Origin of the sequence: Pseudomonas sp. FSL R10-2189, assembly GCF_009600325.1 — a bacterium.
Taxonomy (GTDB): Bacteria; Pseudomonadota; Gammaproteobacteria; order Pseudomonadales; family Pseudomonadaceae; genus Aquipseudomonas; species Aquipseudomonas helleri.
Window position 1 is genome coordinate 13,066 of sequence record NZ_WIVZ01000016.1, and the last position, 21,242, is coordinate 34,307.

The window sequence follows — 21,242 nt, forward strand, 5'->3', positions numbered from 1 at the left end:
GCCCTACAGGTACTTGGTAATTTGCTTGAATTCGTCCAGGGCCGATCGATCGCCCTTGCTCAAGGCTGCAACCGAGTCCTCAAGACAGTGGTCGATATGGTCCTGGATGAGCGTGCGCTTGGCCTGGCAGACGGCCTTTTCAACCGCATGCAGTTGCTGGGCAATGTCTACACACTCGCGCCCATCCTCGATCATGGCAATGATGCTGCGCAGATGGCCGTCTGCACGCTTCAGGCGCTTGATGATCGCCTCATGGCTCTGGTGAGTATGGGCATGGCCCTGTTCATCATCGTGCTGGTGATCATCGGACATATCTTGAGTCTCTGTCGGCGATACATTACGCTGGCGATGCTATCCCCCCCAGGGGGTTAGGTCAAACGTGCAACGTTGCTGTTGAATCAGCGTCATAGGCATCTGAATGTCCCGTCGTTTCCTGTCATCAGCCATCCTCGTGGCTTTGGCTATGGCCGTTATGCTGGCCTGGACGGGGCACGCCTATTCGTTGGCAGTACCGACTCAAGTCGCTGCCCAAGAAGCAGGGAACATGAAGCATGGGCATGACCATGGCGAGGCCTCATGGAGCTGCGCGCATTGCACTGACCACTATCATGCCCCGCTCACGCCCGACCACCAGCACGAGACCCCTCAGCTCTCTTCTGCTGCGCAACTGACACCTATCTTCGGCCCGTCCATGCCATTGGCCTGGTCAGGCAACTCGGTACCACACCCGCCTATCTTCCGAATCGAACGCCCACCTCGTCCTGCTTTTGCTTCCTGACCCTGGCCGCTTTGCGGCTCTCGATCACTGCAAAAAGGATTGATCCATGCGTTTACACTCGATAACGGGTGGGAGCTTGCTCGCTGTGCGTGCACGCCATCCCATCTGCCTCTTGTTCCTGTTCGTCGCGTCATTGCTTATCGGCATGCCGGAGGCATTGGCACACGCCGTAGCGGAAGGCGACAAGGGATTCATCCAGGAAAGCTCGGGGGTCATGCTGATCCCGTTCATCTACATGGGCGCCAAGCACATGATGACGGGCTATGACCACCTGCTGTTCCTGTTCGGCGTCATCTTCTTCCTCTACCGCCTCAAGGACGTGGGCCTCTACGTCACGCTATTCGCCGTTGGACATTCGGTCACGCTGCTGTTCGGCGTGCTTACTGAGATCAGCATCAGCTCCTACATCATCGACGCGATCATCGGTTTCTCGGTGGTCTACAAGGCGATGGACAACCTGGGGGCCTTCAAGCGCTGGTTCGGTTACCAGCCGAACACCAAAGCCGCGACGCTCGTCTTCGGCCTGCTGCATGGCTTTGGCCTGGCAACAAAGATCCAGGAGTACGAAATCTCGGCCGACGGCCTGATCCCCAACCTCATTGCTTTCAATGTCGGGGTTGAGATCGGTCAGTTGCTCGCGCTGAGCGCCATCCTGATCGTGATGGGCTTCTGGAGAAGAACCGGTGGTTTCTGGCGTCACGCCTACACCGCCAACGTTGCCATGATGAGCGCCGGTTTCCTGCTGATGGGTTATCAGCTGACTGGCCTGATTGTTACCGCTTGAGGATTCTGAACATGTTCAACTCCCCACTTCCTTCGGCAAACGAACTGCCGAGCAGCCGTCAGCTCATTCGATCCACCGCCATCGCCTTCGCTGCCGCGATGGGCCTTCTGGTCACCGTGGTCATGCCTTCGGAGTATGCCGTCGACCCAACAGGTCTGGGCCGAGCCATGGGTCTTACCCAGATGGGCGAGATCAAGATCTCCCTCGCCCAAGAAGCCTTGGCCGATGAGGCCGCTACGAAAGCCGCTGTACCTGCGCCGGCAATACCGGCACCGGTTCCCGAGGCTGCTCCCGCTCCGGCTCCACAAGTTGCAGCGGTGCAGCCTGCCCAGCAAGCAGTGCAGCCAGCGGCAAAAACCGACGAGGTCAGTTTGACCCTCAAGCCAGGCGAAGGGCGCGAGATCAAGCTCGAAATGCGTAAGGGAACTGTCGTTGCATATGAGTGGAATGCTTCGGGACCGGTCAACCACGACACCCACGGTGAAACCTATGACGCGGCCCAGGGCGACTTCCACAGCTACAGCAAGGGTCGTCAGGTGCAAAGCGACAAGGGTGAGCTGACTGCGCTCTTCGACGGCACCCATGGCTGGTTCTGGCGCAACCGTACCACGGGTAACGTCACCATTGTGCTGAACACGACTGGCGACTATCTCAACCTGAAGAAATGACGCGTGGTCGAGGCTCACTAGAAGTGAGCCTCGACCTATCAATTTTTTGATCTCACCACTGTGGAACCTACGACATGACCATCAAACTGCTACGTTCGCTCGCTGTAATCGGTCTCCTCGGCCTGCTCGTCGCATGCGGCGATGCCGAGCCAGAGGTGTCGAACGATAGCGCGGGCCATGGCCACGCTCACGACTGATACCCCGGTTAGAGCCAAGGAAGGCTCTATCTACCGCTCCTCAGGATGACGGTTGATACGTTCGCCAGTCATCCCGCTCGTCTCAAAAATCGCCTGCTGATTACTGGTCTCTTGTATAGGGGGGTGGGGTATGACAATCTCCGCGCCAATATACATAGGGGGAGTATGGTATGGGCCATCTCGCATCGAACAAAGAGGCGCTGCTCAAGCGCGTCAAACGCATTGCTGGGCAGGTGCAGGCAATTGAAAAAGCCCTTCAGGAAGAAGAGGACTGCGCCAAGACCCTGCTACTGGTGGCATCGGCCCGTGGAGCGATGAATGGGTTGCTGGACGAAATCATCAAGGATCACGCCAGGGCGCACGTAGCTCACCCGTCACTTACTGACGAAGAGCGCAGCAAGGGCGTAGAAGAACTCCTGGAAGCCATTCAGCGGTACTCAAAATGACTTCGGACATCCAAGCTATGAGCACGACGGCAACCACCCATGACCATGTTTTTCTCGGTGCCTCCCATGAAGAGAATGCGAAGCGCACGCTCTGGGTCGTGTTGCTGACCGTTGTAATGATGGTGGGTGAGATTGCCGCAGGCTACATCACCGGATCGATGGCCCTACTCGCCGACGGCTTCCACATGGCCACACACGCTGGTGCGCTCGGCATCGCGGCCGCTGCATACGCGTATGCCAAGCGACACGCCACCAACTCTGGGTTCAGTTTTGGTACGGGCAAGGTCGGCGATCTGGGTGGGTTTGCTTCGGCGCTGATCCTGGGACTCGTTGCCCTGGCAGTGGGTGCTGAGTCGATCGTCCGTTTGTTCCAACCGAATGAAGTGCAATTCAGCATCGCGATTGGTATCGCGATAGTTGGCTTGCTGGTGAACATCGTGAGTGCGTTGCTGCTGGGCCACGGGCACAACCATGATCACGGGCATGACCACCACCATCACCACGATCATGGCCACGGGCACGGCGACAACAATCTGCAATCGGCCTATGTGCATGTCCTGGCCGATGCACTGACCTCGGTCCTTGCGATCGTCGCACTGCTGGCGGGCAAATACCTTGGATGGGTCTGGCTCGACCCTGTGATGGGCATCGTCGGCGCCGTTGTTATCGGGCGCTGGTCCTGGAACCTGATGAAAGTGACTGCCGGCGTCCTTCTGGACAAAACTGATGATCACGTAGCGCAGGAAATCCGCGAGTTCATTGAGCAACCGGGTGACGTCCGCATCTGCGATCTTCACGTTTGGCGCGTAGGCCCCGACGCCCACGCCGCTATCGTCAGCGTTGTTGGCAAAGCCGCAACCAGTGTTGAAAGTATTCGTGAGCGGCTGTTGCCGGTTCATGAAATTCGGCACCTGACCGTCGAAATTCACCAAGCCTAATCTGTGGATGCGGGCCGCTGAGGCGGCCTGCACTCACGCGCCACAATCCTGCCCACAGGTAACTCATCCATGGCTTCGCAGATCGAGAACCCTTGTATTTCACTCTGTCAGTTGAAGGGCGATCTCTGTGTAAGCTGCGGACGGTCGAAAGATGAAATCCGCAAGTGGAAGCGCATGAAACGTCCGGAGAAGATGGCCGCCGTACAGAAAGCCAGTGCGCGGCTGAAGGCGCTCAAGAAATAGCACCGACCCAGCGACTCTCCACCGCCCTGGATGGAGGGCGCTATCGCCGTGGCCATTTCCGGTGGAGCTCATCAATGACAAACGAGTGCGCATGAGATTTTCCATCAGCGACATGAGGATGATCTTCCGAAAGATCGTCGTGCTGATGCGACACAACCTCGTGCTCATGGTCGGGATGCCAGATCCATTTGCTCAGTGTCCACGCAAACCCAGCGAGTAGACCTAGGCCAACGAACGCAGCAGTGAGGCTGACGCTGGCTCCCAGCCACCCGGCCAGCGGGTAGGTAATCAGCCAACAAGCATGAGACAAGGCGAACTGCGCCGCGAACAGCGCTGGTCGATCCTGAGCCGAAGAAGATCGACGCAAGATCCGCCCCGACGGCGTTTGTGCCAGGGAATATCCAGCGCCCAGTACCACCCACAGAACAACCAAGGCCGAATAACTGGAGACGAAAGCCCCGATCAGCAAACCAGCCACCAGGATCGCTCCGCCGGCAAGCATGGCCTTACGATCGTCCAGACGCTCAAGAAGTCGCGGAAGCAGCAGGGCCACCACCATCGAACCGCCACCGAAAGCCATCAACGCCATGGCCATCGCGCTCTGATCCAGCCCAAGCTTCGCCTGAACCAACACGACCGTATTCACGATAACCATCGCGCTGGCTGCAGCAATTGCGAGGTTCAAGGCCAGGAGGCCGCGCAGGCGCGGGGTACGCAGGAAGATCCGTAGGCCTTTGGTCGTCCGCTCGTAGATGCTCCGCTTGGGCCCGCGAACGGCTACCGGCAATACCGCTGAAACCACCATCGCAGCTGACACGAGGAAACCCACGACGGTGCCACCGAACAGGCTGTGGAAGCTGACCACGGTCAACAGGGCTGCCGCGAGCATCGGGCTAATAACACTCTCCAGGTCATAAGCCAGGCGCGAAAGTGATAGCGCCCGGGTGTACTCACGCTCGTCAGGGAGGATGTCAGGAATGGTGGCCTGGAACGTTGGCGTAAACGCGGCAGATGCAGACTGCAGCACGAAAATCAGCACGTAGATCTGCCAGATCTCGGTGACAAACGGGAGTAACAGCGCCACGGCTGCCCTGACCAGGTCGAGGGAGACCAGCATGGCTTTTCTGGGTAGGTGTTCGGCAAACGCACCGGCAATCGGCGCCACGCCAATGTAGGCCACCATCTTGATCGCGAGCGCAGTGCCCAAGACGGCGCCGGCCTGCGCGCCGGCTAGATTATAGGCCAGAAGCCCAAGCGCTACGGTCGCCAGGCCGGTGCCGATCAAGGCAATCACCTGAGCAATGAACAGGTGCCTGTAAGTGCGGTTTTTCAGGACAGATAGCATGGCACCTCCGTGCACGGCTGGAGGCGATCTCTATCGCCTGAACTTCATCAGATCGACAACAGCGTATCCCCCCCAGGGGGATATGGTCAACGCGATTCCATACGGCTCGACACGCTCGATGAATACCCGTTGCATTTGGACGAAACTGGCTTAATGTAGGAAAAGATACATTTTATGTTGAGTTTTCTACATGATTAGCTGGTCGCTATTGATTTTGGGACTGCCGACAGCAAACGCCACCGAACGAATGCGCGCCTGGAGAACGCTGAAGGCCTCTGGCGCCGCCGTGCTACGCGATGGTGTGTACTTGCTGCCGGAACAAAGCGCGGGCCGCGAAACGTTCGAAGCCGTGGAGCGAGATGTGCTAGCCATCAACGGCACGGCATTTCTGCTGTCGTTGCCAGAACGCGAGGAGCGCTTCAGCGGGCTATTCGACAGAAGCGATGAATACGCCAAGCTGATGGAAGAAATTGCAGGCTGCCGAGCTGACCTATCCCCGGATAATGCGTTGCTGACAGCCCGACAGGTGCGCAAGCTCAGGAAGGCCTTCGGCCAGTTGGCAGCGATCGATTTCTTCCCAGGTGTACTCAAGACCCAAGCCGACGCGGCCCTGCAGGAGCTTGAGACCGCGATTAGCCGCGCTCTGTCTTCTGATGAGCCGAGTGCGCACGATGAGGCGATCAACCAGCTGGAGCGCAGCGAATACCAAGGTCGCCGATGGGCAACGCGAAAACGTCCTTGGGTAGACCGGTTGGCCTGTGCCTGGCTGATCCGTCGCTTCGTTGATGCCGATGCCCAATTCATTTGGTTGGACAGTCCCAGCGACTGCCCAAGCGATGCGCTCGGCTTTGATTTTGATGGGGCCCGATTCAGCCACGTTGGCCAGCGGGTTTCCTTCGAAACCCTCATCGAGAGCTTCGCCTTTCAGCAGCCAGGCCTGGCACGCCTGGCGGGTGTCATCCACTACCTGGATGTGGGAGGCGTACAACCTTCCGAAGCACCCGGTATCGAGCGTGTCCTCGCCGGATTGAGAGAGAGCATTGGCGATGACGATCAACTGACAATGGTCGCAGGAGGCATCTTCGATGGCCTGCTGACGGCTTTCGCAAGCGAGGAAGCCCAAAATGGTTGATACCACCTCCGCAGTAAGTGAACAGCCGCCATCGCAAGCGTCTCAGCAGCCGATCGGTCTGTATGAAGCCTTCCTGTTCTGGCTCAAGTTAGGCTTCATCAGCTTTGGCGGGCCTGCCGGACAGATCTCAGTCATGCATCAGGAGTTGGTCGAGCGTAGGGGGTGGATCAGCGAGAAACGGTTTCTACACGCGCTGAACTACTGCATGTTGCTGCCCGGCCCCGAGGCTCAGCAGCTCGCAACGTATATCGGTTGGCTCATGCACCGCAGCTGGGGTGGGGTAATTGCCGGCGCATTGTTCGTGCTGCCTTCACTGTTCATCCTGATCGGTTTGTCCTGGGTCTATGTCGCCTTTGGCGAGGTGCCGGTAGTCGCGGGCATTTTCTATGGCATCAAGCCGGCGGTCACCGCCATTGTCGTCCACGCTGCACACCGGATTGGTTCACGAGCCCTCAAGAACGGCTGGCTGTGGGCTATGGCCGGCGCCTCGTTCGTCGCTATCTTCGCCCTCAACGTGCCGTTCCCGCTGATCGTGCTGGTGGCCGCCATCATCGGCTATGTGGGGGGCCGCTTCGCACCCGGCAAGTTCGTGATCGGCGGCGGTCATGGGGCCGCGAAGAACAGCTTCGGTCCGGCGCTGATCGATGACGACACCCCAACCCCTGAGCATGCCCGTTTCAGCTGGGGACATCTGGTACACCTGCTGCTGGTCGGTGGAGCGCTGTGGGTGCTGCCCATGGGGTTGCTAACGCTGTCGTTTGGCTGGGACGGCAGCCTGACGCAGATGGGCTGGTTCTTCACCAAGGCTGCACTGATGACGTTTGGCGGGGCGTACGCGGTGCTGCCTTATGTCTACCAGGGCGCTGTCGGTCATTACGGGTGGCTGACGCCAACCCAAATGATCGATGGCCTCGCTTTGGGGGAAACCACGCCAGGGCCACTGATCATGGTGGTTGCCTTCGTCGGATTCATCGGTGGGTACGTGCATCCGATGTTCGGTGCGGAGCACCCGTTCCTTGCCGGTGCAGTCGCGGCGAGCCTCGTGACCTGGTTCACCTTCCTGCCTTCCTTCATCTTCATCCTTGCCGGTGGCCCAGTGGTGGAGTCGACTCACAACGAGATGAAATTCACTGCACCGCTGACAGGCATCACCGCGGCTGTGGTGGGGGTGATCCTGAACCTCGCCATGTTCTTCGGCTACCACGTACTTTGGCCAAAAGGCTTCAGTGGGGCGTTTGACTGGCCTTCAGCGGTGATAGCGGTTGCTGCAGCAATTGCCCTATTCCGCTTTAAGCGGGGTGTCATTCAGGTTCTATTCGCTTGCGCCCTGGCAGGCCTGGCAGTCCACATGTTGCGTGGTTGAAACCAACTGCCGGCCGACATCATCGGCCGGTGTTTCATGACCCATCGCCTGCCGGCGGTGGGGTGTCCAATGAAATGGGTAACGCGTGAACGTCCAAAGATCGATCGGATCGCCTGTCCTTGGCTCATCCAGCGCTTCATCGATACAGTCCCGGTTTTCCGCTACGTCCCCAGCAGCGAGGTCTTGCGCGTGGCAAGTGATGAAGGTGCCACGCTCTATGACATTCTAGGGGTAGACCTGAGCCATGTCGGGCCGTTAAGCAGCTTCGACGCCTTCCTCAAGAAGTACCAGCTCGATGATCCCACTCTGGCCAAGCTCGCCGAAATCGTCCGTGGCGCGGACACGTCCAGGCTGGATCTCACGCCCCAGTCGGCGGGGCTTTACGCCATTTCTTTGGGGCTGTTTCGCTGCTACACGGATGACCACGAAATGCTCAAACATGGCCGGATTCTGTAAGACGCCCTCTTTGCATGGTGCCGTGACTGCCACGGTGAAACGCACACCAGGCCACCGCAGATGTAAGAACTCAGCTTGCCGGGCAATGGAAATTTCTTTTGATGACGTATCGGTGGGGCTGCGTCATGAGCTCGCTGTACTGGCCCTTTGCTTGTTTCGCCGCGCAGCCGAGAATCGCTTCCAACCGGACTGTAAGGCCCGATCTAGGACTGTGTGCTGGCAGAGTGAAGAGGGGGCATGAGACAGACTTAGTACCTGTGAACAGGAGAAGCTCGTACCGATTACCTCTGTGTACAAAGATACCATCATAATTTTTCCGGGGTTTTTGCACGATATATCCTTGTGATTTTTCTTTGGCTGAACCTTTGCTGTGACAACCTTTACTGTTGTGACGACCTTTATTAAACGGAAAAGCCCAAGAATTTTTGAAAGATTATGCTTTGTGACAACCTTTATTCTCTCTTCTCCAGGATCAGCGCCCCCGCTCGGCCGCGGAATCCAAGAGCTTTTGTGACAAAGTTTATTAATCCGTAACAGAACACATTCAACCCGCACCCAGCGGGTTGAATGTTGAGCATTTAAACTTCCACGAGCCAGCCAGGCCCGAAGCGTGTGTAAACCTTCGCGCCTGATGGATCAACACGCAGTAAAAGCCCCAATTAAAGGTGGAAGTGGCCCGCAGCCTCCGGCTGGTAAAGCACTTTCCTGATCTCTATTCGGCGGGTCCTGTCAGATATTCGCCAGTCAATGGCGTCCCCTTCCTGATAACCCAGGATGGCGGCACCGATGTCGGAGTAAACAGAATGTTTTCCGCTGTTGCTGTCGGCGTCTTCGGGGTAGACCAAGGCCACTTCGATCTCTTCGTCGTCCAATTGCAGCAAGGCTCTGGAGTTCATCGTGACGACATTGGACGCCACCTGCTGCGGCTTGACGACAATCGCACGCTCAAGCTCATGTTCGAGCTCAACGACGGCGGGGCCTGTTTCGAGCGCGATCAGTTGTTCGAGCCGGGCCTTGTCGATTTCAGTGATGAAGATTTTGGTGGCGTTACTCACGGCCCCTTCGCGCAAGAGCTGGAGATAGCGTCCCGCCGCCATGGAAAATGACTTCAATGTCGGCGTTTCGCTCTCAAGCACAAAGCCGCTGCGCACAAAGGCTTTGAGCGAGCGCGTGTTGTCCGGATGGATCTTGGCGATGAGCTTCTTGGCCCGCATGTCGAGGAAGGCCAGTTTCATGCCTTCCAGGATCGTGCGGGCGCCAAGGTTGCGGCCCCATTTGTCGCTGTCTCCAATGACCAGGACTATCTCGCAATCCGGGCCGGTTTTGATCAGACGGACAAAGCCGACCGGGGCGTCATGCCTGTCAAAGGCCATGAAAAAACGGCCGCCCTGGTTGAATAGATGAGTCAGGATCGGCAGTTGTGTCCGATCAATGGCGTGCCCAATGGAGCGCGAAACATGACGAGAATCGCTCAGGTAGCAGGTGACACGTTCATCCTCCAACCAATCCATCAACGTCAGCGCGTGCGCCCGAGTAATTTCAGGGCACAGCGAAATGAAAGGCTTGTTCATCTTGACCACACTTATTTGTTAAGGATGGAAGCCCTTCATGGCCAGAGTCATGACGGTTCTTCGGCAACCGGCCATTTTATGGCATGACGCCTGTAAAGCCGAATCCAAAGCCGCTTTTGGGGGATGGCTACGGTTTTTTGGTTGTTTTACACAATTCTCAAGTTCAAACCCTTCGACCCACTTTATGCAGACCGCAGGCAATCAGGAGCTCGAAAATTGATGGACAGCACCTTTAAAAACATCAGCCAACGCATGAACAATCGCCGGTTCGCCGTGGCGAGTAACGCCAGCGGGTTATCCGACGCCAGCACGGTGTTTCACTACCACGTCGATGGCAATGCGATCACCGGGACTTACCAGGGCGGGCATATCCGCACGGGGCATTTGGTCGGTCGCGCTACCGGCCCCGACAGCATCGAGTTGCTGTACCACTGCCTGACCGCAGAGGGCGAGTTGCTGGCCGGTTGGTCGCGGGGCACGGTCGGTGTGGATCACGCCGGGCGCACCACACTGGAGTTTGTCTGGGGCTGGTTATCGGGTGCGACCGGGGGCGGGGAGTCGAGTTACGTTGAGCTGGATGCGTGAAGCGTTATGAGCTAAATCAACACGTCTAGGCCAAACAGTTATTTCATATCTAAAAAAATGCTCGTTAGGCTATAAAAACCGGGCCGCCGGATATGCACTTTTCATTTTCCGATGGCCGGTTCTGCCTGCTCCAGCAGGAGCCGCATCGCACTGACGATGCCGTGATTAATGAGCAATAAACTCTTAAAAAATATAAATCCGATTTACACCGACTTTTATAAATCCATGGACCGTGACAGCAGCTCTCGCCAGGATGCCGGGGATATTGCGCAGGCCAGTGTTGAGCGGTTGCTCAAGTTGCCCGCTGAGCAAGAGGTTCGATCACCTGCGGGGTTGCTTCGGCAAATCGCCCGTAATTTGAAGATCGACCTTGCGCGGCATCGTCGGCGCTTGCCTATGGAATCTTTGGAGTCGCGGGTGGATGCCGAGTCGTTGCCGGCGCTGTCCCACGACATCGACCCGGAGCGCATAGCCCTGGGCCAGGAGCGGGTGGAGCTATTGTCCAAAGCCATCGACAGTATGCCGGCGCGCTGCCGCGAGGCGTTTATCCTCTCGCGCATCCACGGTCTGGCGCACAACGAGGTTGGCGCCAGCATGGGCATTTCGCCCAGCATGGTAGAGAAGCATGTGGCGCTGGGTTTAAAAATTTGCCGGGAGTTTATGGATTAATGCGCGTGCTGAGGTGGGTTACTTGTCTTTCATTGCTGCTTTGCTAGCACTCTAATCAGGCGATGAACTTGCCTTTAAATGACTCGGATTACGTTAATCGCTTACTGGCGCGCAGCCGTTGCGGCGACCCACAACGCGAAGCGGACGCTCGCCTGGAATTAGAGCAGTGGGTGGCCGTGAGTGACGACAATCGGCGCTGCTATGAAGCCCAGCGGCAAACCGTCATCGCGCTGGATGCCTCACTCGACAGTTTGCGCCAGCGTTACCCGCGCCACCTGGCCCCGGCGTCTGCTGCGCAAGCCCCGGCATTGGCAGTTCGCACACCCCGCCGTGGCTGGGCCTGGCCTACATGGAGCAGTGCGCTGGTGTTGCTGCTCGGGGTTGGCCTGACCTTGTGGTGGGTCAATCCGGTGTTGTCCCAGGGCGAATACGTGACCGGTTTGGGCGAGCACCGTGAGGTATCTCTCAGCGACGGCAGCCGGGTGCAGCTCAATACCAATACCCATCTGGATTTTGTGCGCAGGCTGCGCTCGCGAGAGGTGCAACTGGTCCAGGGTGAGGCGCTGTTCGAAGTCACTCACCAGGTCAATATCCCCTTCGAAGTCACGTCTTTGGACACCCGGGTGCGGGTGCTTGGCACGGTGTTCAACGTGCGTCAGTGGCAGGAGGGTAACCAGGTCACTGTGCTTGAAGGGCGGGTTCGGGTGACGCCGGACCACGAAGCCGATTCGTTGCAAATCACCCGTGGCCAGCAGTTGCGCACGCGGCATGGATTGTTTGTCGATGGCATCCGCGATGTGGACGCCACCCAGGCGGTGAGCTGGCGTGACGGGCGTCTGGTGTTTTCTGGCGAGACCCTGGCCGAAGCGGTGACCGAACTGCAACGCTACCGCAGCGGGCGTATTCGTATTCATGACAGCAAGCTGGGGGCGTTGCGCATCAGTGGGTCGTTCTCATTGGCCAAGCCTGATGAGCTGCTGCATTTGCTGCCTGAGTTGTTTGCGCTGAATCTGGTTATCAATCCAGACCAGAGTGTGGATATCCGCGCCCGCTAAGAGTTTGTGCAGCCGACCTGAGGCAATCCGCTGATTAAACGTCCCTGAATCAAGGGGGGTAATTTCACCCCTCTGAACCTTCAGGAACCGCTATGACCCTTCAAGAATCCCGGCCTGTCTCTGACCCTTTGCTGGCGTTGCAACAATTTGAGCAAGCCTTCGCCCAAGCGCGCCAATTGCTGATCGATACGCACACCCTTTCGCCGACCCATGCGGGCAATATCAGCCTGCGTGTAGGGGATCAAGAGAAGCTGTTGATTGCTTCTCTGGCTGGCCCTGACGCGGGCACGGCGGTCCTGCTGGATTTCGATTTGCGCACGCACCAAGGCACGTTGTCCGCCAATCTGCAGGAAGTCGCAGCGCTGCACGTGGCCATTTTGCGCGAGCGTCCACAGGCCACGTCAGTTATCCACACCCACTCGCTGTACCTCACTGCTCATGCCATTGCCCGCCGCCCGTTGCGCCCGTACAGCTCAGGCCTGTTGGGCCTGCTGCGTGAAGACCAGCAGATCCCGGTGAGCGAGTGGGGCCCGCGTTATGCCTCGCAGCCGGTGATCGATTTGCTGCGCGACGACACCACCGCGCCAGCGGTCTTGCTCGCCAACCACGGCCCGTTTGCCTGGAGTGAGAAGGGCGTGCTGGGGGCTGCGCGTTTGCTGGTCGCTCTGGAAGATGCCGCCCACCTGGCACTGCTCGCCGAACAACTGGGTGGCGCCCAGGCATTGCCCGCAGGCGCTGCCGAGTTGGCCCGTCGCGGTTGGCACGCGCCCTGAGCACGGGCATATCTAAAGATCAAAATGATCTTATTGATTGTTGTTTTATAACCTGAGGCTGTTTGCGACCTGGACGTCATTTGTTTCGAGGACCACAAATGATGGCCAGGGAGCTCATAAATGTTTCAACCTCAATTAACGCTGTTAAGTACTGCGATTCTGTCTGGTGGTCTTCTGTTCGGGAGTGTCGCCTACGCCGCGCCGCAAGCCGGTGACGCTGTCACCGTGGCGCAGAGCATCGACCTGCCCGCACAACCTCTGCAACAAGCACTCAACCAATTGGCGGAACAAACCGGCACCAACGTGCTGGCGCCCCAGGCATTGGTGGCGGGCAAGCAGGGCCGTTCGGTGCGCGGCAGCCTGTCGGTGGAGCAAGCCCTGAACAAGCTGCTCGAAGGCTCGGGGCTGGCCGCACGCCAGACCGCCCAAGGCAGCTTTGTGATTTATGCCCTGGCGCCTTCGGCAGCGCAGGTGCCTCCGCAGCTGGATCAGGTCGTGGTGGTGGGGACCCGACGCACTGACCTGACCGCGCTGCAAAGTTCTTCGCCTGTCGACACCATCAGCGCCAACGCGATTCAGGAAACCGGCTTCACCAACTTGAGCCAAGCCCTGCAAGCGCTGGTGCCGTCGTTCAACTACCCGCTGGTCAACGGCGTGGATGGCTTGTCGAGTTTCCGGGCTGCCGCCTTGCGTGGGTTGTCGCCTGATCAGACGCTGGTGCTGATCAACGGCAAGCGCCGGCACGTTTCGGCCTTCGTGAACAACAAACCGTTTTTTGGTCGCGGTTCGAACGCCGCCGACCTCAACACCATCCCGATCAGCGCCATCGAGCGCGTCGAAGTACTGCGTGACGGTGCGTCGGCGCAATACGGTTCGGACGCGATTGCCGGGGTCATCAACGTCGTGCTCAAGGAGCGCGACAGCGGCGGCGAAGTCAACACGACGATGGGCAAGTTCACCAAAGGCGATGGCTTCAGCAAAAACGTCGAGACCTGGAAAGGCTTCACCTTGCCGGGGGATGGTTTCCTCACCCTGAGCGGCGACTGGAGCAACAAGAAGCGCACCTACCCCAGCGGCAAGACCGATGACAGCGTGTACTTCTGGAATGCCAACGACCCGCGCGAAGCCACGGCCAACCGCGAATACGCCACCGGCTCGCCCGCGCTGGATGATTACAACCTGGCGCTCAACGCCGAAAGCAGCGTGACCGATCAGGTTCAGCTCTATGGCTTCGCCACCTACGGGCACCGCATCAGCCATTCGCAAAACGCCTATCGCTACCCGTATGACCAGCAAGGCCGTAACTGGCTGTCGGTGTACCCGGAAGGCTTCCAGCCGTGGCTGGACCTCAAAAGCGAAGACTACGAGGCCACCTTCGGTTCGCGCTTTGGCGATGACGATATCGGCAAGTTTGATTTGGCCGCCAGCTACGGGCGCAGCGACATCGAATACATCCTCAACAACTCCATCAACCCTTCATTTGGCCCCGACAGCCAGCGCCGTTTTCACGCCGGCGGGTATACCTCCGACCAGACCAGCCTGACCCTCGACTACGTCAAGGATCTGCAATGGTCACTCACGGACTTCCCCGTGACCCTCGCTGCGGGGGCGGCCTGGCGCAAGGAAAACTATGACGTTAACTCCGGTGAGTACCAGTCTTGGGCCCGTGGGCCTTACGAGTTTACCGACGTGCCTCGCCGTGGTCCTGGTGTAGACCCGGGCCCAAATCCCAACGCCGGCTTCGGCCCTGCGGCGCCGGGTTATGACGTGCGGGCGGGCGTCGGCTCACAGAGCTTCCCCGGCTACCAGCCAGGGGATGCCGGCAGCTACGACCGCAACGTCAAGGCGCTGTATGTCAGCCTGGAAAACAACCTGACCGAAAAGCTGCAAATGGGCGTAGCGGCGCGCTACGAAAAATATTCCGACTTCGGTTCGACCCGCACCGGCAAGGTGTCGGCGCGCTATGAGTTCAACCCGATGTTTGCGTTGCGCGCCACTGCCAACACGGGGTTCCGCGCCCCCAGCCTTGGGCAGATCGGCCACTCCTACACCCAGAGCACCTGGAACGGCAGCGTGATGTACGACAGCCGTACCTTCCCGGTCGACCATCCGGTTGCGCGTCTGCTTGGCGCCCAGGACCTCAAGCCCGAGAAGTCGACCAACTTCTCGTTGGGCGCGGTGTTCACCCCGTTGCCCAATGCGTCGCTGACTGTGGATGTTTATCAGATCAAGTTGCGTGACCGCGTCACCCTGTCCGAGAACCAGACCAACCTGGGCGGTTTCCTCAACCCTCTGGGCTATGACGTGAGCGCGGCGAGCTTCTACACCAACGGCCTGGACACCAAAACCAAAGGCGTCGACGTGGTGGGCAACTACGTGTTCGACCTCAAGCAATACGGTCGGTTGGCCTTCAGCGGCGGTTACAACTGGAACGACACCGAAATTCTCAAGCTGCCGCAAACGCCTTCGCAGTTGCTGGCCATCAACCCCAACGCGGTGTTGGTCAACCGCGAGACGGAGTACCTGATCACCGACGCCGCGCCCAGCTCCAAGCTCAACCTGACCGCGCATTACAGCTACGGCGACTGGGGCCTGCGCATCTCGGAAACACGTTTTGGCGAGTTCAAATCGGCCGATTCGCAGAAGCCGCCACGCCCCGGATACGACCAGACGTTCGGCGCCCAATGGGTGACCGACGCCAGCGTCAGCTACCAGGTGACCAAGAACGTACGGGTGGATGTGGGTGGCAACAACATCTTTGACAGCTTCCCGGACAAGGTCAACAAACAGCGGCTGAACACCAACAGCCGGACCGTTTACTCGCTGCTGTCACCCGGTGGATACGAAGGCGCTTATTACTACGCCAACCTCAACGTGAAGTTCTGACGCCCCCTTTTCAATGCGCCGTCCGAGCCGATCGGACGGTGATGCATGGAGCCTGAGTAATGTCTTTGATTCATCAACGTGCCACCGCCGTTCGCCACACTCTCGACGCTGTACGTGCCGCAGGCCTGGGCGCCGGGCACAACACTGCCGAGCAGATAGACGCCGCCCGCGAGGCGTTGCGTAATCTCGCCGCACAGCCCGAATTGTTCCCGACCGAGCAGTATCCGTTTCGCAGCGAACTGGCCAGCGGCTTCTACCGTCTGGGCGAAGACGCCGACCGGCGCAACGCCTTGTACGTGCTGGTGGGTAAAGCACGCGCCAGCAATGCGCCGCATCGGCACCCGTCGTGGGCGCTGATTGCCGGGGTGTCCGGCAACGAACACAACGTGCTGTTTGAGCGCATCGACGATGGCTCGGAGCCGGGCAAAGGCAAACTGCGCAAGCGCGGCGAGCACTCGATCGTGGCGGGGGATGTGCTGTACATGCCCGCAGGCGATTACCACACCATCCAGGTCGACGGTGATGAGCTGGCCGTTCACCTGCACATCTACGGCATCGGCGTCGACGGCCCAGAAAACCGTGGCGCGCCGGTGTTTCGTGGCCCGGACAGCGAAGCCTACGACGTGAACAACCGTGGCCCGCTGAGCCTTGGGGTACAGCAGGTGTCACTGGCGCAAGTCGTCGAGGCTCACCAGGCCAAACCGCTGGCCTTTTTCGCGGTGGACCACGCCGTGCAATTGCCAGAAGAGTTGCCCCCAGCCGTGCCTGTGAGCAGCGCCGAGGGCGCGGTTTTGCCCGCCAGGCTGCCTGCGGACACGCATCAGGTGCTGGTGCTGATCGGCGACGCCGAGCCTGTGGAAGTGGTCGCCGAGCGCCTCGCCCGCGCCGGGTATGCCACGGCCTTGCGTCTTGACCCCGCCGAGCTTGCGGCGGGCTAACCCTCGCCAATTCTCCTTCACCCACTTCTTTAGCGAGGGCCTCAACATGCACCAGGTGTGCGCTGTACTCGAGTTTCTATCCGTTCGCCGCACGTTGCTGCGCCTGAGTTTTGGCCTGTTGGCACTGCTCGGCTGGAGCGTGGCACAGGCCGAGGTGCTGCTGGAGCGGGCGGTGTCCCGTGGCAGCCTGAGTGTTTGCACCGGCGAGGAATTTCCGCCTTTCAAGTTCATCGATGCCGAGGGCAACCACAGCGGCCTGATCTACGACCTGGTGCTGGATCTGCAACACTAGCTTCAGCAGGCCACCGGCAAGGACCTGGGCCTGCAACTGGTGTTGGTCACCCCGGTCAACCGCTTGGCGTTTCTCAATCAGGGGCGCTGTGAACTGTTGGTAACGTCGTTGCTGGACACCCCGAGCCGTCGCCGGGAAGTGGACTTTGTCGAGCCGGGTTATTACAGCTCGGCGGCCACGGTTTTCGCTCCCAAAACCACTCGCCTCGAACACTGGGAAGACCTGCGCGGCAAGGTGCTGTGCTCCAACCCTGCCAGCGTTTGGGTGCGCCCTTACGAGGAACGCTACGGCGTACGTTTTGCCTCTTACACCGGCAACGCCGAAGTGCGCAAAGCCGTGGCCGACGGGCGTTGCCTGGGCACCCTTGCCGATGACGTGTTTTACCGCGAGCTGGCCAAAGACCCGAACTGGCAAGACTACGAAATCAAATTGCCCAGCCAGGATGCCGCCCCTTGGGGCATCGCCCTGCGCAAGGGCCAACCTGAGCTGCAAGCCTTGCTCGGCAAAGTGGTTGAAGGCTGGCATCGCTCGGGGCTGATCATCGAGCTTGAGAAAAAATACGGCATCGAAGCCAACCCTTGGGTGGCCGAGCAGCACGCCCGTTATGCGCAGGGGAGTGCAGGCCAGTGATTGAACGCTATGTGCGGCCGTGGCTTGAAGGCCAGGGCTTTCACCTGAGTATTCTCTGGGACCCGACGGACGCCCAGCGCTTTCTGTTGGGGCTGGGTTTCACCCTGGGCCTGGCGATTGCCAGCGTGCTGCTGTCGCTGGTGATCGGCGTGCTGGGCGTGGCGTTGAAGTCTTCACCGTGGCGGCCAGTGCGTCAGGCGGTCACCGCCTATGTCGAGCTGTTTCGTAATACGCCCTTGCTGGCCCAGTTGTACTTCTTCTACTTCGGCCTGGGTTCGCTGTTGCCGATGGTCGAGGACGCCGACGGCCATGCGGTGCGCATGATCGGTAACTTTCAGTGGGCAGTCATTGTGCTCGGGCTGCACTCGGGCGCCTTCCAGATCGAGGCGCTGCGCGGCAGCATCGACGCCGTGCCGCGCTCGACCATTGAGGCCGCGCAAGCCCTGGGCTTGCACGGGCGCAAACTGTTTCGCCACCTGATCTTGCCGCTGGCGCTGCGCAACAGTTTGCCTGCGTTGGGCAACAGCCTGGCGCAGGCGGTCAAGTCCACCTCGGTGGCCTACGCCATCGCGGTGCCGGAGTTGCTCTACGCCTGTAACCGCATCTGGACTGACAACTTCAACGTCGCCGAGATGATGCAGGTGTTGCTGCTCATGTACTTCATCCTGCTCGGCGGTTGTGCCTTGCTGATGTCGCGGATCGAAGCGCGCTTTCGCCTGCCGGGGTATCACAGCCGATGAGCCCTTTGACTCTGTTGTCTCAACGCATCCGCCCACCGCTCAACGCCTCGCGCTTTATCGCGCTGGGTGTGTTGTGGCTGGCGGCGGGTGTCGGCGTGGGGGCGGTGGCCTGGGCCTATCGCGACATCATTGCGCTGTTGCTGAACTGGACGCCCGCGCTGGCCCGCGGTTTTGCCCTGAACATTGTGATGGGCGTGGTGGCGATGCTGGCAGCGACAGTGTTCGGCACGCTGCTGGGGTGCTTGCAGGTCTCGCTGCATCGCGGGTTACGCCAGATGGCGGTGCTGCTGACCCAATTACTGCGCAATGCGCCGTGGCTGGTGGTGGTGTTTTTGGTGATGAACCTGCTGCCGTTTGAGTTCCAGGCGCTGGACCGCTGGTGGCAGATTCCCGATTGGCTCAAGGCTGCCTTGGGGCTCGGTTTGGCGGGCAGCGGTTACGTCTCGGAAATTGTGCGTGGCGGCATTCGTTCGATCCCCGTGGCCCAGTGGGAAGCCGCCGCCTCGCTGGCGCTGCCCCGGCGCAAAAGCCTGCGTTTGGTGATTCTGCCCCAGGCCCTGCGCAGCATGGTACCGCCATGGATGAGCCTGTACTGCGCCGTGACCATGGCCACCTCGCTGGCCAATTTGATGGGCGTAGAAGAACTGATGACCAGCCTGCAACTGCGCCTCACCGGCCAGACCCGCCCGGACCTGCTGCTGCCTGCCTACCTCTACGTGTTCGTCGCCTTCTTTATTTATATCTACCCGATCTCCCGTTACTCACGGTACCTGGAGCGCAAATGGAGCCTGTACTCATGAGCCAGCCGCTGCAAATCCAGTTGGAGGACGTGTACAAATCCTACGGTGACCAGCCCATTTTGCAGGGCATTTCACTGTCGGTTCGGCGCTCGGAAATCGCCTGCCTGATTGGCCCGTCCGGCTCGGGCAAGTCCACCCTGTTGCGCACCCTCAACGCCTTGACCCCGGTGGACAGCGGGCGCATCGAGGTCTGCGGGATCCGCGTCGATGATCCGCAACTCGACGTGCCCGGCCTGCGCCGCCACGTCGGCATGATCTTTCAAAGCTACAACCTGTTCCCGCACCTCAGCGTGCTGGACAACATCACCCTGGCGCCGATTCAAGTGCTCGGCCAGTCACGGCAAGAGGCCGAAGCCTACGCCATTGAGCTGCTGGCCAAGGTGCGTCTGGAAAACAAACAGGCTGCCTTCCCCGGGCAATTGTCCGGCGGCCAGCAGCAGCGCGTGGCGATTGCCCGCAGTTTAGCGATGCGCCCCGACGTGATGATGTTTGACGAAGTGACCGCGGCCCTCGACCCGGAGACGGTCAAGGAAGTGCTCAACACCATCCGCGATGTTGCCGCCAGCGGCATGACCTGCCTGATCGTCACCCACGAGATGCGCTTCGCCCGCGAAATCGCCGACACGGTGTATTTCACCGATGGCGGGCGAATCGTCGAAAAGGGCGACCCCGAGCTGATTTTCAGCCGCCCCGCCGACCCCCGAACCCAACGTTTCCTCGAACGAGTACTGTGAAGATGTCCACAAGAGAATCGCGTAGTCATTGGCTGGCCGACACCCAGCTGACCCATTTGGGGCGTAATCCGGCGAGCCACGAGGGCACGGTCAACACCCCGGTTTATCGCGTGTCGACTTACGTCTGGGAAAACACCCAGGCGCTCGCCGAGTTCCGGCGCAAGTCGGCCGATCCGGAGTTTCGTGGCAATGCCTACGGGCGCAACGGCAACCCCACCACCGCAGCGTTTGAAGATGCGGTGGCCGAGCTGGAAGGCGGCTATCGCGGGCTGATCATGCCGTCGGGGCTGGCAGCAATCACCGGCGCGGTGTTGGCCGTGGCCAAGGCCGGTGACCACGTGCTGGTTACCGACAATTGCTACTGGCATGCGCGCAAAGTCTTCGACGACGTGCTGTCGCGCTATGGCATTGAAACCACCTATTTCGACCCCGAGCTGGGCGCCGACATCGCCGGCCAACTGCGCCCCAACACCAAAGTGGTGTTTGTCGAGGCGCCAGGTTCCACCACTTTCGAAGTCCAGGACATCCCGGCCATTGCCAAGGCCGCCCATGCCCACGGCGCGCTGGTGTTGATGGACAACACCTGGGCCACGCCGCTGTTCTTCCGGGCTTTTGAGCATGGTGTGGATATCTCCATTCACGCGGCCACCAAGTACCTGGTGGGCCATTCCGACGCGATGCTCGGCGTCATCGTGACCACCCAGCCGCTCTATGCCCAGGTGCGTTCAGTGGTGCGCGACCTCGGTTATATCGCCAGCGCCGACGATGCGTATCTGGGCCTGCGCGGCCTGCGCACTCTGGGCGTGCGCCTGCGTCAGCATCAACAGTCGGCGCTGCGCGTGGCGCACTGGTTGCAGCAACGCAGCGAGGTGCTTGAAGTGCGCCACCCGGCGCTGCCCGGCAGCCCCGGGCATGAGATCTGGAAGCGCGACTTTTTGGGTTCGTCAGGCCTGTTTGCGTTCGTGCTCAAGCCGCTGCCCGACGAGGCGGTCAATGCCTTCCTCGACAGCCTCAAATTGTTTGCCATGGGCGCCAGCTGGGGCGGCTTCGAGAGCTTGATTGGTCGCCAGACACCGCAGCGGGCGGTCACGCCGTGGCAGGTGCCGGGCGTGCTGTTTCGCATTCATGTCGGCCTTGAAGCGGTGGACGATTTGCTCGCCGATCTCGATCAGGGGCTGGCCGGTATTGCCCATCACTTTTCACCTGAAGAGGCCTGAAC

General features: G+C 59.8%; 22 protein-coding genes and 2 pseudogenes. 21 read left to right on the forward strand and 3 right to left on the reverse strand.

Annotated elements, in window-relative coordinates; translation table 11 throughout:
• Window positions 1-3 precede the first annotated feature (3 nt).
• Window positions 4-312 carry a metal-sensing transcriptional repressor gene (locus GHO32_RS13190; protein ID WP_012316917.1) on the reverse strand — a complete coding sequence of 103 codons (309 nt, stop codon included), beginning with the start codon at window positions 310-312 and terminating at the stop codon, window positions 4-6.
• Between the two features lie 512 nt (window positions 313-824).
• On the opposite strand from GHO32_RS13190, the gene GHO32_RS13195 reads away from it, so the two are divergent.
• The 6 genes from GHO32_RS13195 (at window position 825) to GHO32_RS13215 (ending at window position 4,054) form a co-directional block, all read left to right on the forward strand.
• Entirely contained in the window at window positions 825-1,562 is a 738-nt protein-coding gene (locus GHO32_RS13195; RefSeq protein ID WP_012316916.1) for a HupE/UreJ family protein, read from the forward strand.
• Between the two features lie 11 nt (window positions 1,563-1,573).
• Window positions 1,574-2,230 (forward strand): hypothetical protein, encoded by a 657-nt coding sequence (locus GHO32_RS13200; protein ID WP_012316915.1) that lies wholly within the window; start codon window positions 1,574-1,576, stop codon window positions 2,228-2,230.
• 74 nt (window positions 2,231-2,304) lie between these two features.
• A complete protein-coding gene (locus GHO32_RS26870) occupies window positions 2,305-2,427 on the forward strand; it encodes a hypothetical protein (RefSeq protein ID WP_016489889.1) in 123 nt (40 codons plus the stop codon).
• Between the two features lie 170 nt (window positions 2,428-2,597).
• Window positions 2,598-2,873: a metal/formaldehyde-sensitive transcriptional repressor gene (locus GHO32_RS13205; RefSeq protein WP_012316914.1), complete on the forward strand. Its 276-nt coding sequence runs from the start codon at window positions 2,598-2,600 to the stop codon at window positions 2,871-2,873.
• The gene (dmeF, locus tag GHO32_RS13210) at window positions 2,870-3,811 is read left to right on the forward strand and encodes a CDF family Co(II)/Ni(II) efflux transporter DmeF (protein ID WP_012316913.1); all 942 of its coding nucleotides are present in this window, start codon (window positions 2,870-2,872) and stop codon (window positions 3,809-3,811) included. The genes GHO32_RS13205 and dmeF overlap by 4 nt, the downstream gene beginning before the upstream one ends.
• A gap of 69 nt (window positions 3,812-3,880) precedes the next feature.
• Window positions 3,881-4,054: a DUF1289 domain-containing protein gene (locus tag GHO32_RS13215; RefSeq protein WP_012316912.1), complete on the forward strand. Its 174-nt coding sequence runs from the start codon at window positions 3,881-3,883 to the stop codon at window positions 4,052-4,054.
• 40 nt (window positions 4,055-4,094) lie between these two features.
• Here the strand turns inward: GHO32_RS13215 and GHO32_RS13220 are convergent, their stop codons facing one another.
• Window positions 4,095-5,399, reverse strand: a complete 1,305-nt coding sequence (locus GHO32_RS13220; protein WP_153442854.1) for an MFS transporter — start codon at window positions 5,397-5,399, stop codon at window positions 4,095-4,097.
• A 190-nt stretch (window positions 5,400-5,589) separates the two neighbouring features.
• Between GHO32_RS13220 and GHO32_RS13225 the strand changes: the two genes are divergently transcribed.
• The 3 genes and pseudogenes from GHO32_RS13225 (at window position 5,590) to GHO32_RS13235 (ending at window position 8,416) form a co-directional block, all read left to right on the forward strand.
• On the forward strand, window positions 5,590-6,531 hold the full coding sequence (locus tag GHO32_RS13225; protein WP_012316910.1) for a chromate resistance protein ChrB domain-containing protein: 942 nt from the start codon (window positions 5,590-5,592) through the stop codon (window positions 6,529-6,531).
• Window positions 6,524-7,894 carry a chromate efflux transporter gene (chrA, locus tag GHO32_RS13230; RefSeq protein ID WP_043860740.1) on the forward strand — a complete coding sequence of 457 codons (1,371 nt, stop codon included), beginning with the start codon at window positions 6,524-6,526 and terminating at the stop codon, window positions 7,892-7,894. The genes GHO32_RS13225 and chrA overlap by 8 nt, the downstream gene beginning before the upstream one ends.
• A 69-nt stretch (window positions 7,895-7,963) precedes the next feature.
• Window positions 7,964-8,416: pseudogene (locus GHO32_RS13235) on the forward strand (chromate resistance protein ChrB domain-containing protein).
• 593 nt (window positions 8,417-9,009) lie between these two features.
• On the opposite strand, the gene GHO32_RS13240 reads toward GHO32_RS13235, so the two are convergent.
• Entirely contained in the window at window positions 9,010-9,921 is a 912-nt protein-coding gene (locus GHO32_RS13240) for a bifunctional GNAT family N-acetyltransferase/nucleoside diphosphate kinase regulator (protein ID WP_153334514.1), read from the reverse strand.
• A 219-nt stretch (window positions 9,922-10,140) separates the two neighbouring features.
• Between GHO32_RS13240 and GHO32_RS13245 the strand changes: the two genes are divergently transcribed.
• The 12 genes and pseudogenes from GHO32_RS13245 (at window position 10,141) to metC (ending at window position 21,240) form a co-directional block, all read left to right on the forward strand.
• Complete coding sequence (locus tag GHO32_RS13245; RefSeq protein WP_153334512.1) at window positions 10,141-10,506, forward strand: hypothetical protein; 366 nt, start codon at window positions 10,141-10,143, stop codon at window positions 10,504-10,506.
• Between the two features lie 168 nt (window positions 10,507-10,674).
• The gene (locus tag GHO32_RS13250; protein ID WP_053225304.1) at window positions 10,675-11,175 is read left to right on the forward strand and encodes an RNA polymerase sigma factor; all 501 of its coding nucleotides are present in this window, start codon (window positions 10,675-10,677) and stop codon (window positions 11,173-11,175) included.
• Between the two features lie 62 nt (window positions 11,176-11,237).
• Window positions 11,238-12,230 (forward strand): FecR family protein, encoded by a 993-nt coding sequence (locus tag GHO32_RS13255; RefSeq protein ID WP_123750607.1) that lies wholly within the window; start codon window positions 11,238-11,240, stop codon window positions 12,228-12,230.
• A gap of 92 nt (window positions 12,231-12,322) precedes the next feature.
• A complete protein-coding gene (locus tag GHO32_RS13260) occupies window positions 12,323-13,003 on the forward strand; it encodes a class II aldolase/adducin family protein (RefSeq protein WP_153334510.1) in 681 nt (226 codons plus the stop codon).
• A 120-nt stretch (window positions 13,004-13,123) separates the two neighbouring features.
• A complete protein-coding gene (locus GHO32_RS13265; protein WP_153334508.1) occupies window positions 13,124-15,889 on the forward strand; it encodes a TonB-dependent receptor in 2,766 nt (921 codons plus the stop codon).
• A gap of 59 nt (window positions 15,890-15,948) precedes the next feature.
• Window positions 15,949-16,827, forward strand: a complete 879-nt coding sequence (locus tag GHO32_RS13270) for a hypothetical protein (protein WP_153334506.1) — start codon at window positions 15,949-15,951, stop codon at window positions 16,825-16,827.
• Between the two features lie 46 nt (window positions 16,828-16,873).
• Window positions 16,874-17,119 (forward strand): hypothetical protein, encoded by a 246-nt coding sequence (locus GHO32_RS13275; RefSeq protein ID WP_153442856.1) that lies wholly within the window; start codon window positions 16,874-16,876, stop codon window positions 17,117-17,119.
• Window positions 17,120-17,140: 21 nt separating this feature from the next.
• Window positions 17,141-17,749: pseudogene (locus GHO32_RS13280) on the forward strand (transporter substrate-binding domain-containing protein); the annotation flags it as partial.
• A complete protein-coding gene (locus tag GHO32_RS13285; protein ID WP_048373535.1) occupies window positions 17,746-18,489 on the forward strand; it encodes an amino acid ABC transporter permease in 744 nt (247 codons plus the stop codon). The pseudogene GHO32_RS13280 and the gene GHO32_RS13285, both read left to right, overlap by 4 nt.
• Complete coding sequence (locus GHO32_RS13290; protein WP_153338263.1) at window positions 18,486-19,289, forward strand: amino acid ABC transporter permease; 804 nt, start codon at window positions 18,486-18,488, stop codon at window positions 19,287-19,289. The genes GHO32_RS13285 and GHO32_RS13290 overlap by 4 nt, the downstream gene beginning before the upstream one ends.
• Window positions 19,271-20,023, forward strand: coding sequence for an amino acid ABC transporter ATP-binding protein (locus GHO32_RS13295; protein ID WP_218576898.1), 753 nt, complete (start codon window positions 19,271-19,273; stop codon window positions 20,021-20,023). The genes GHO32_RS13290 and GHO32_RS13295 overlap by 19 nt, the downstream gene beginning before the upstream one ends.
• A 2-nt stretch (window positions 20,024-20,025) precedes the next feature.
• On the forward strand, window positions 20,026-21,240 hold the full coding sequence (gene metC / locus GHO32_RS13300) for a cystathionine beta-lyase (RefSeq protein ID WP_123750603.1): 1,215 nt from the start codon (window positions 20,026-20,028) through the stop codon (window positions 21,238-21,240).
• Window positions 21,241-21,242 lie beyond the last annotated feature (2 nt).

What these genes read in the sequence shown, in the direction of transcription:
- GHO32_RS13265 (WP_153334508.1), top strand. Translation starts at nt 13,124, where the DNA reads ATGTTTCAACCTCAATTAACGCTGTTAAGTACTGCGATTCTGTCTGGT.
- GHO32_RS13220 (WP_153442854.1), bottom strand. Translation starts at nt 5,399, where the DNA reads ATGCTATCTGTCCTGAAAAACCGCACTTACAGGCACCTGTTCATTGCT.
- GHO32_RS13290 (WP_153338263.1), top strand. Translation starts at nt 18,486, where the DNA reads ATGAGCCCTTTGACTCTGTTGTCTCAACGCATCCGCCCACCGCTCAAC.
- GHO32_RS13225 (WP_012316910.1), top strand. Translation starts at nt 5,590, where the DNA reads ATGATTAGCTGGTCGCTATTGATTTTGGGACTGCCGACAGCAAACGCC.
- GHO32_RS13295 (WP_218576898.1), top strand. Translation starts at nt 19,271, where the DNA reads ATGGAGCCTGTACTCATGAGCCAGCCGCTGCAAATCCAGTTGGAGGAC.
- GHO32_RS13240 (WP_153334514.1), bottom strand. Translation starts at nt 9,921, where the DNA reads ATGAACAAGCCTTTCATTTCGCTGTGCCCTGAAATTACTCGGGCGCAC.
- GHO32_RS13255 (WP_123750607.1), top strand. Translation starts at nt 11,238, where the DNA reads ATGAACTTGCCTTTAAATGACTCGGATTACGTTAATCGCTTACTGGCG.
- GHO32_RS13200 (WP_012316915.1), top strand. Translation starts at nt 1,574, where the DNA reads ATGTTCAACTCCCCACTTCCTTCGGCAAACGAACTGCCGAGCAGCCGT.
- GHO32_RS13250 (WP_053225304.1), top strand. Translation starts at nt 10,675, where the DNA reads ATGAGCAATAAACTCTTAAAAAATATAAATCCGATTTACACCGACTTT.
- GHO32_RS13205 (WP_012316914.1), top strand. Translation starts at nt 2,598, where the DNA reads ATGGGCCATCTCGCATCGAACAAAGAGGCGCTGCTCAAGCGCGTCAAA.
- GHO32_RS13260 (WP_153334510.1), top strand. Translation starts at nt 12,323, where the DNA reads ATGACCCTTCAAGAATCCCGGCCTGTCTCTGACCCTTTGCTGGCGTTG.
- GHO32_RS13245 (WP_153334512.1), top strand. Translation starts at nt 10,141, where the DNA reads ATGGACAGCACCTTTAAAAACATCAGCCAACGCATGAACAATCGCCGG.
- GHO32_RS13215 (WP_012316912.1), top strand. Translation starts at nt 3,881, where the DNA reads ATGGCTTCGCAGATCGAGAACCCTTGTATTTCACTCTGTCAGTTGAAG.
- GHO32_RS13195 (WP_012316916.1), top strand. Translation starts at nt 825, where the DNA reads ATGCGTTTACACTCGATAACGGGTGGGAGCTTGCTCGCTGTGCGTGCA.
- metC (WP_123750603.1), top strand. Translation starts at nt 20,026, where the DNA reads ATGTCCACAAGAGAATCGCGTAGTCATTGGCTGGCCGACACCCAGCTG.
- GHO32_RS13190 (WP_012316917.1), bottom strand. Translation starts at nt 312, where the DNA reads ATGTCCGATGATCACCAGCACGATGATGAACAGGGCCATGCCCATACT.
- GHO32_RS26870 (WP_016489889.1), top strand. Translation starts at nt 2,305, where the DNA reads ATGACCATCAAACTGCTACGTTCGCTCGCTGTAATCGGTCTCCTCGGC.
- dmeF (WP_012316913.1), top strand. Translation starts at nt 2,870, where the DNA reads ATGACTTCGGACATCCAAGCTATGAGCACGACGGCAACCACCCATGAC.
- chrA (WP_043860740.1), top strand. Translation starts at nt 6,524, where the DNA reads ATGGTTGATACCACCTCCGCAGTAAGTGAACAGCCGCCATCGCAAGCG.
- GHO32_RS13275 (WP_153442856.1), top strand. Translation starts at nt 16,874, where the DNA reads ATGCACCAGGTGTGCGCTGTACTCGAGTTTCTATCCGTTCGCCGCACG.
- GHO32_RS13270 (WP_153334506.1), top strand. Translation starts at nt 15,949, where the DNA reads ATGTCTTTGATTCATCAACGTGCCACCGCCGTTCGCCACACTCTCGAC.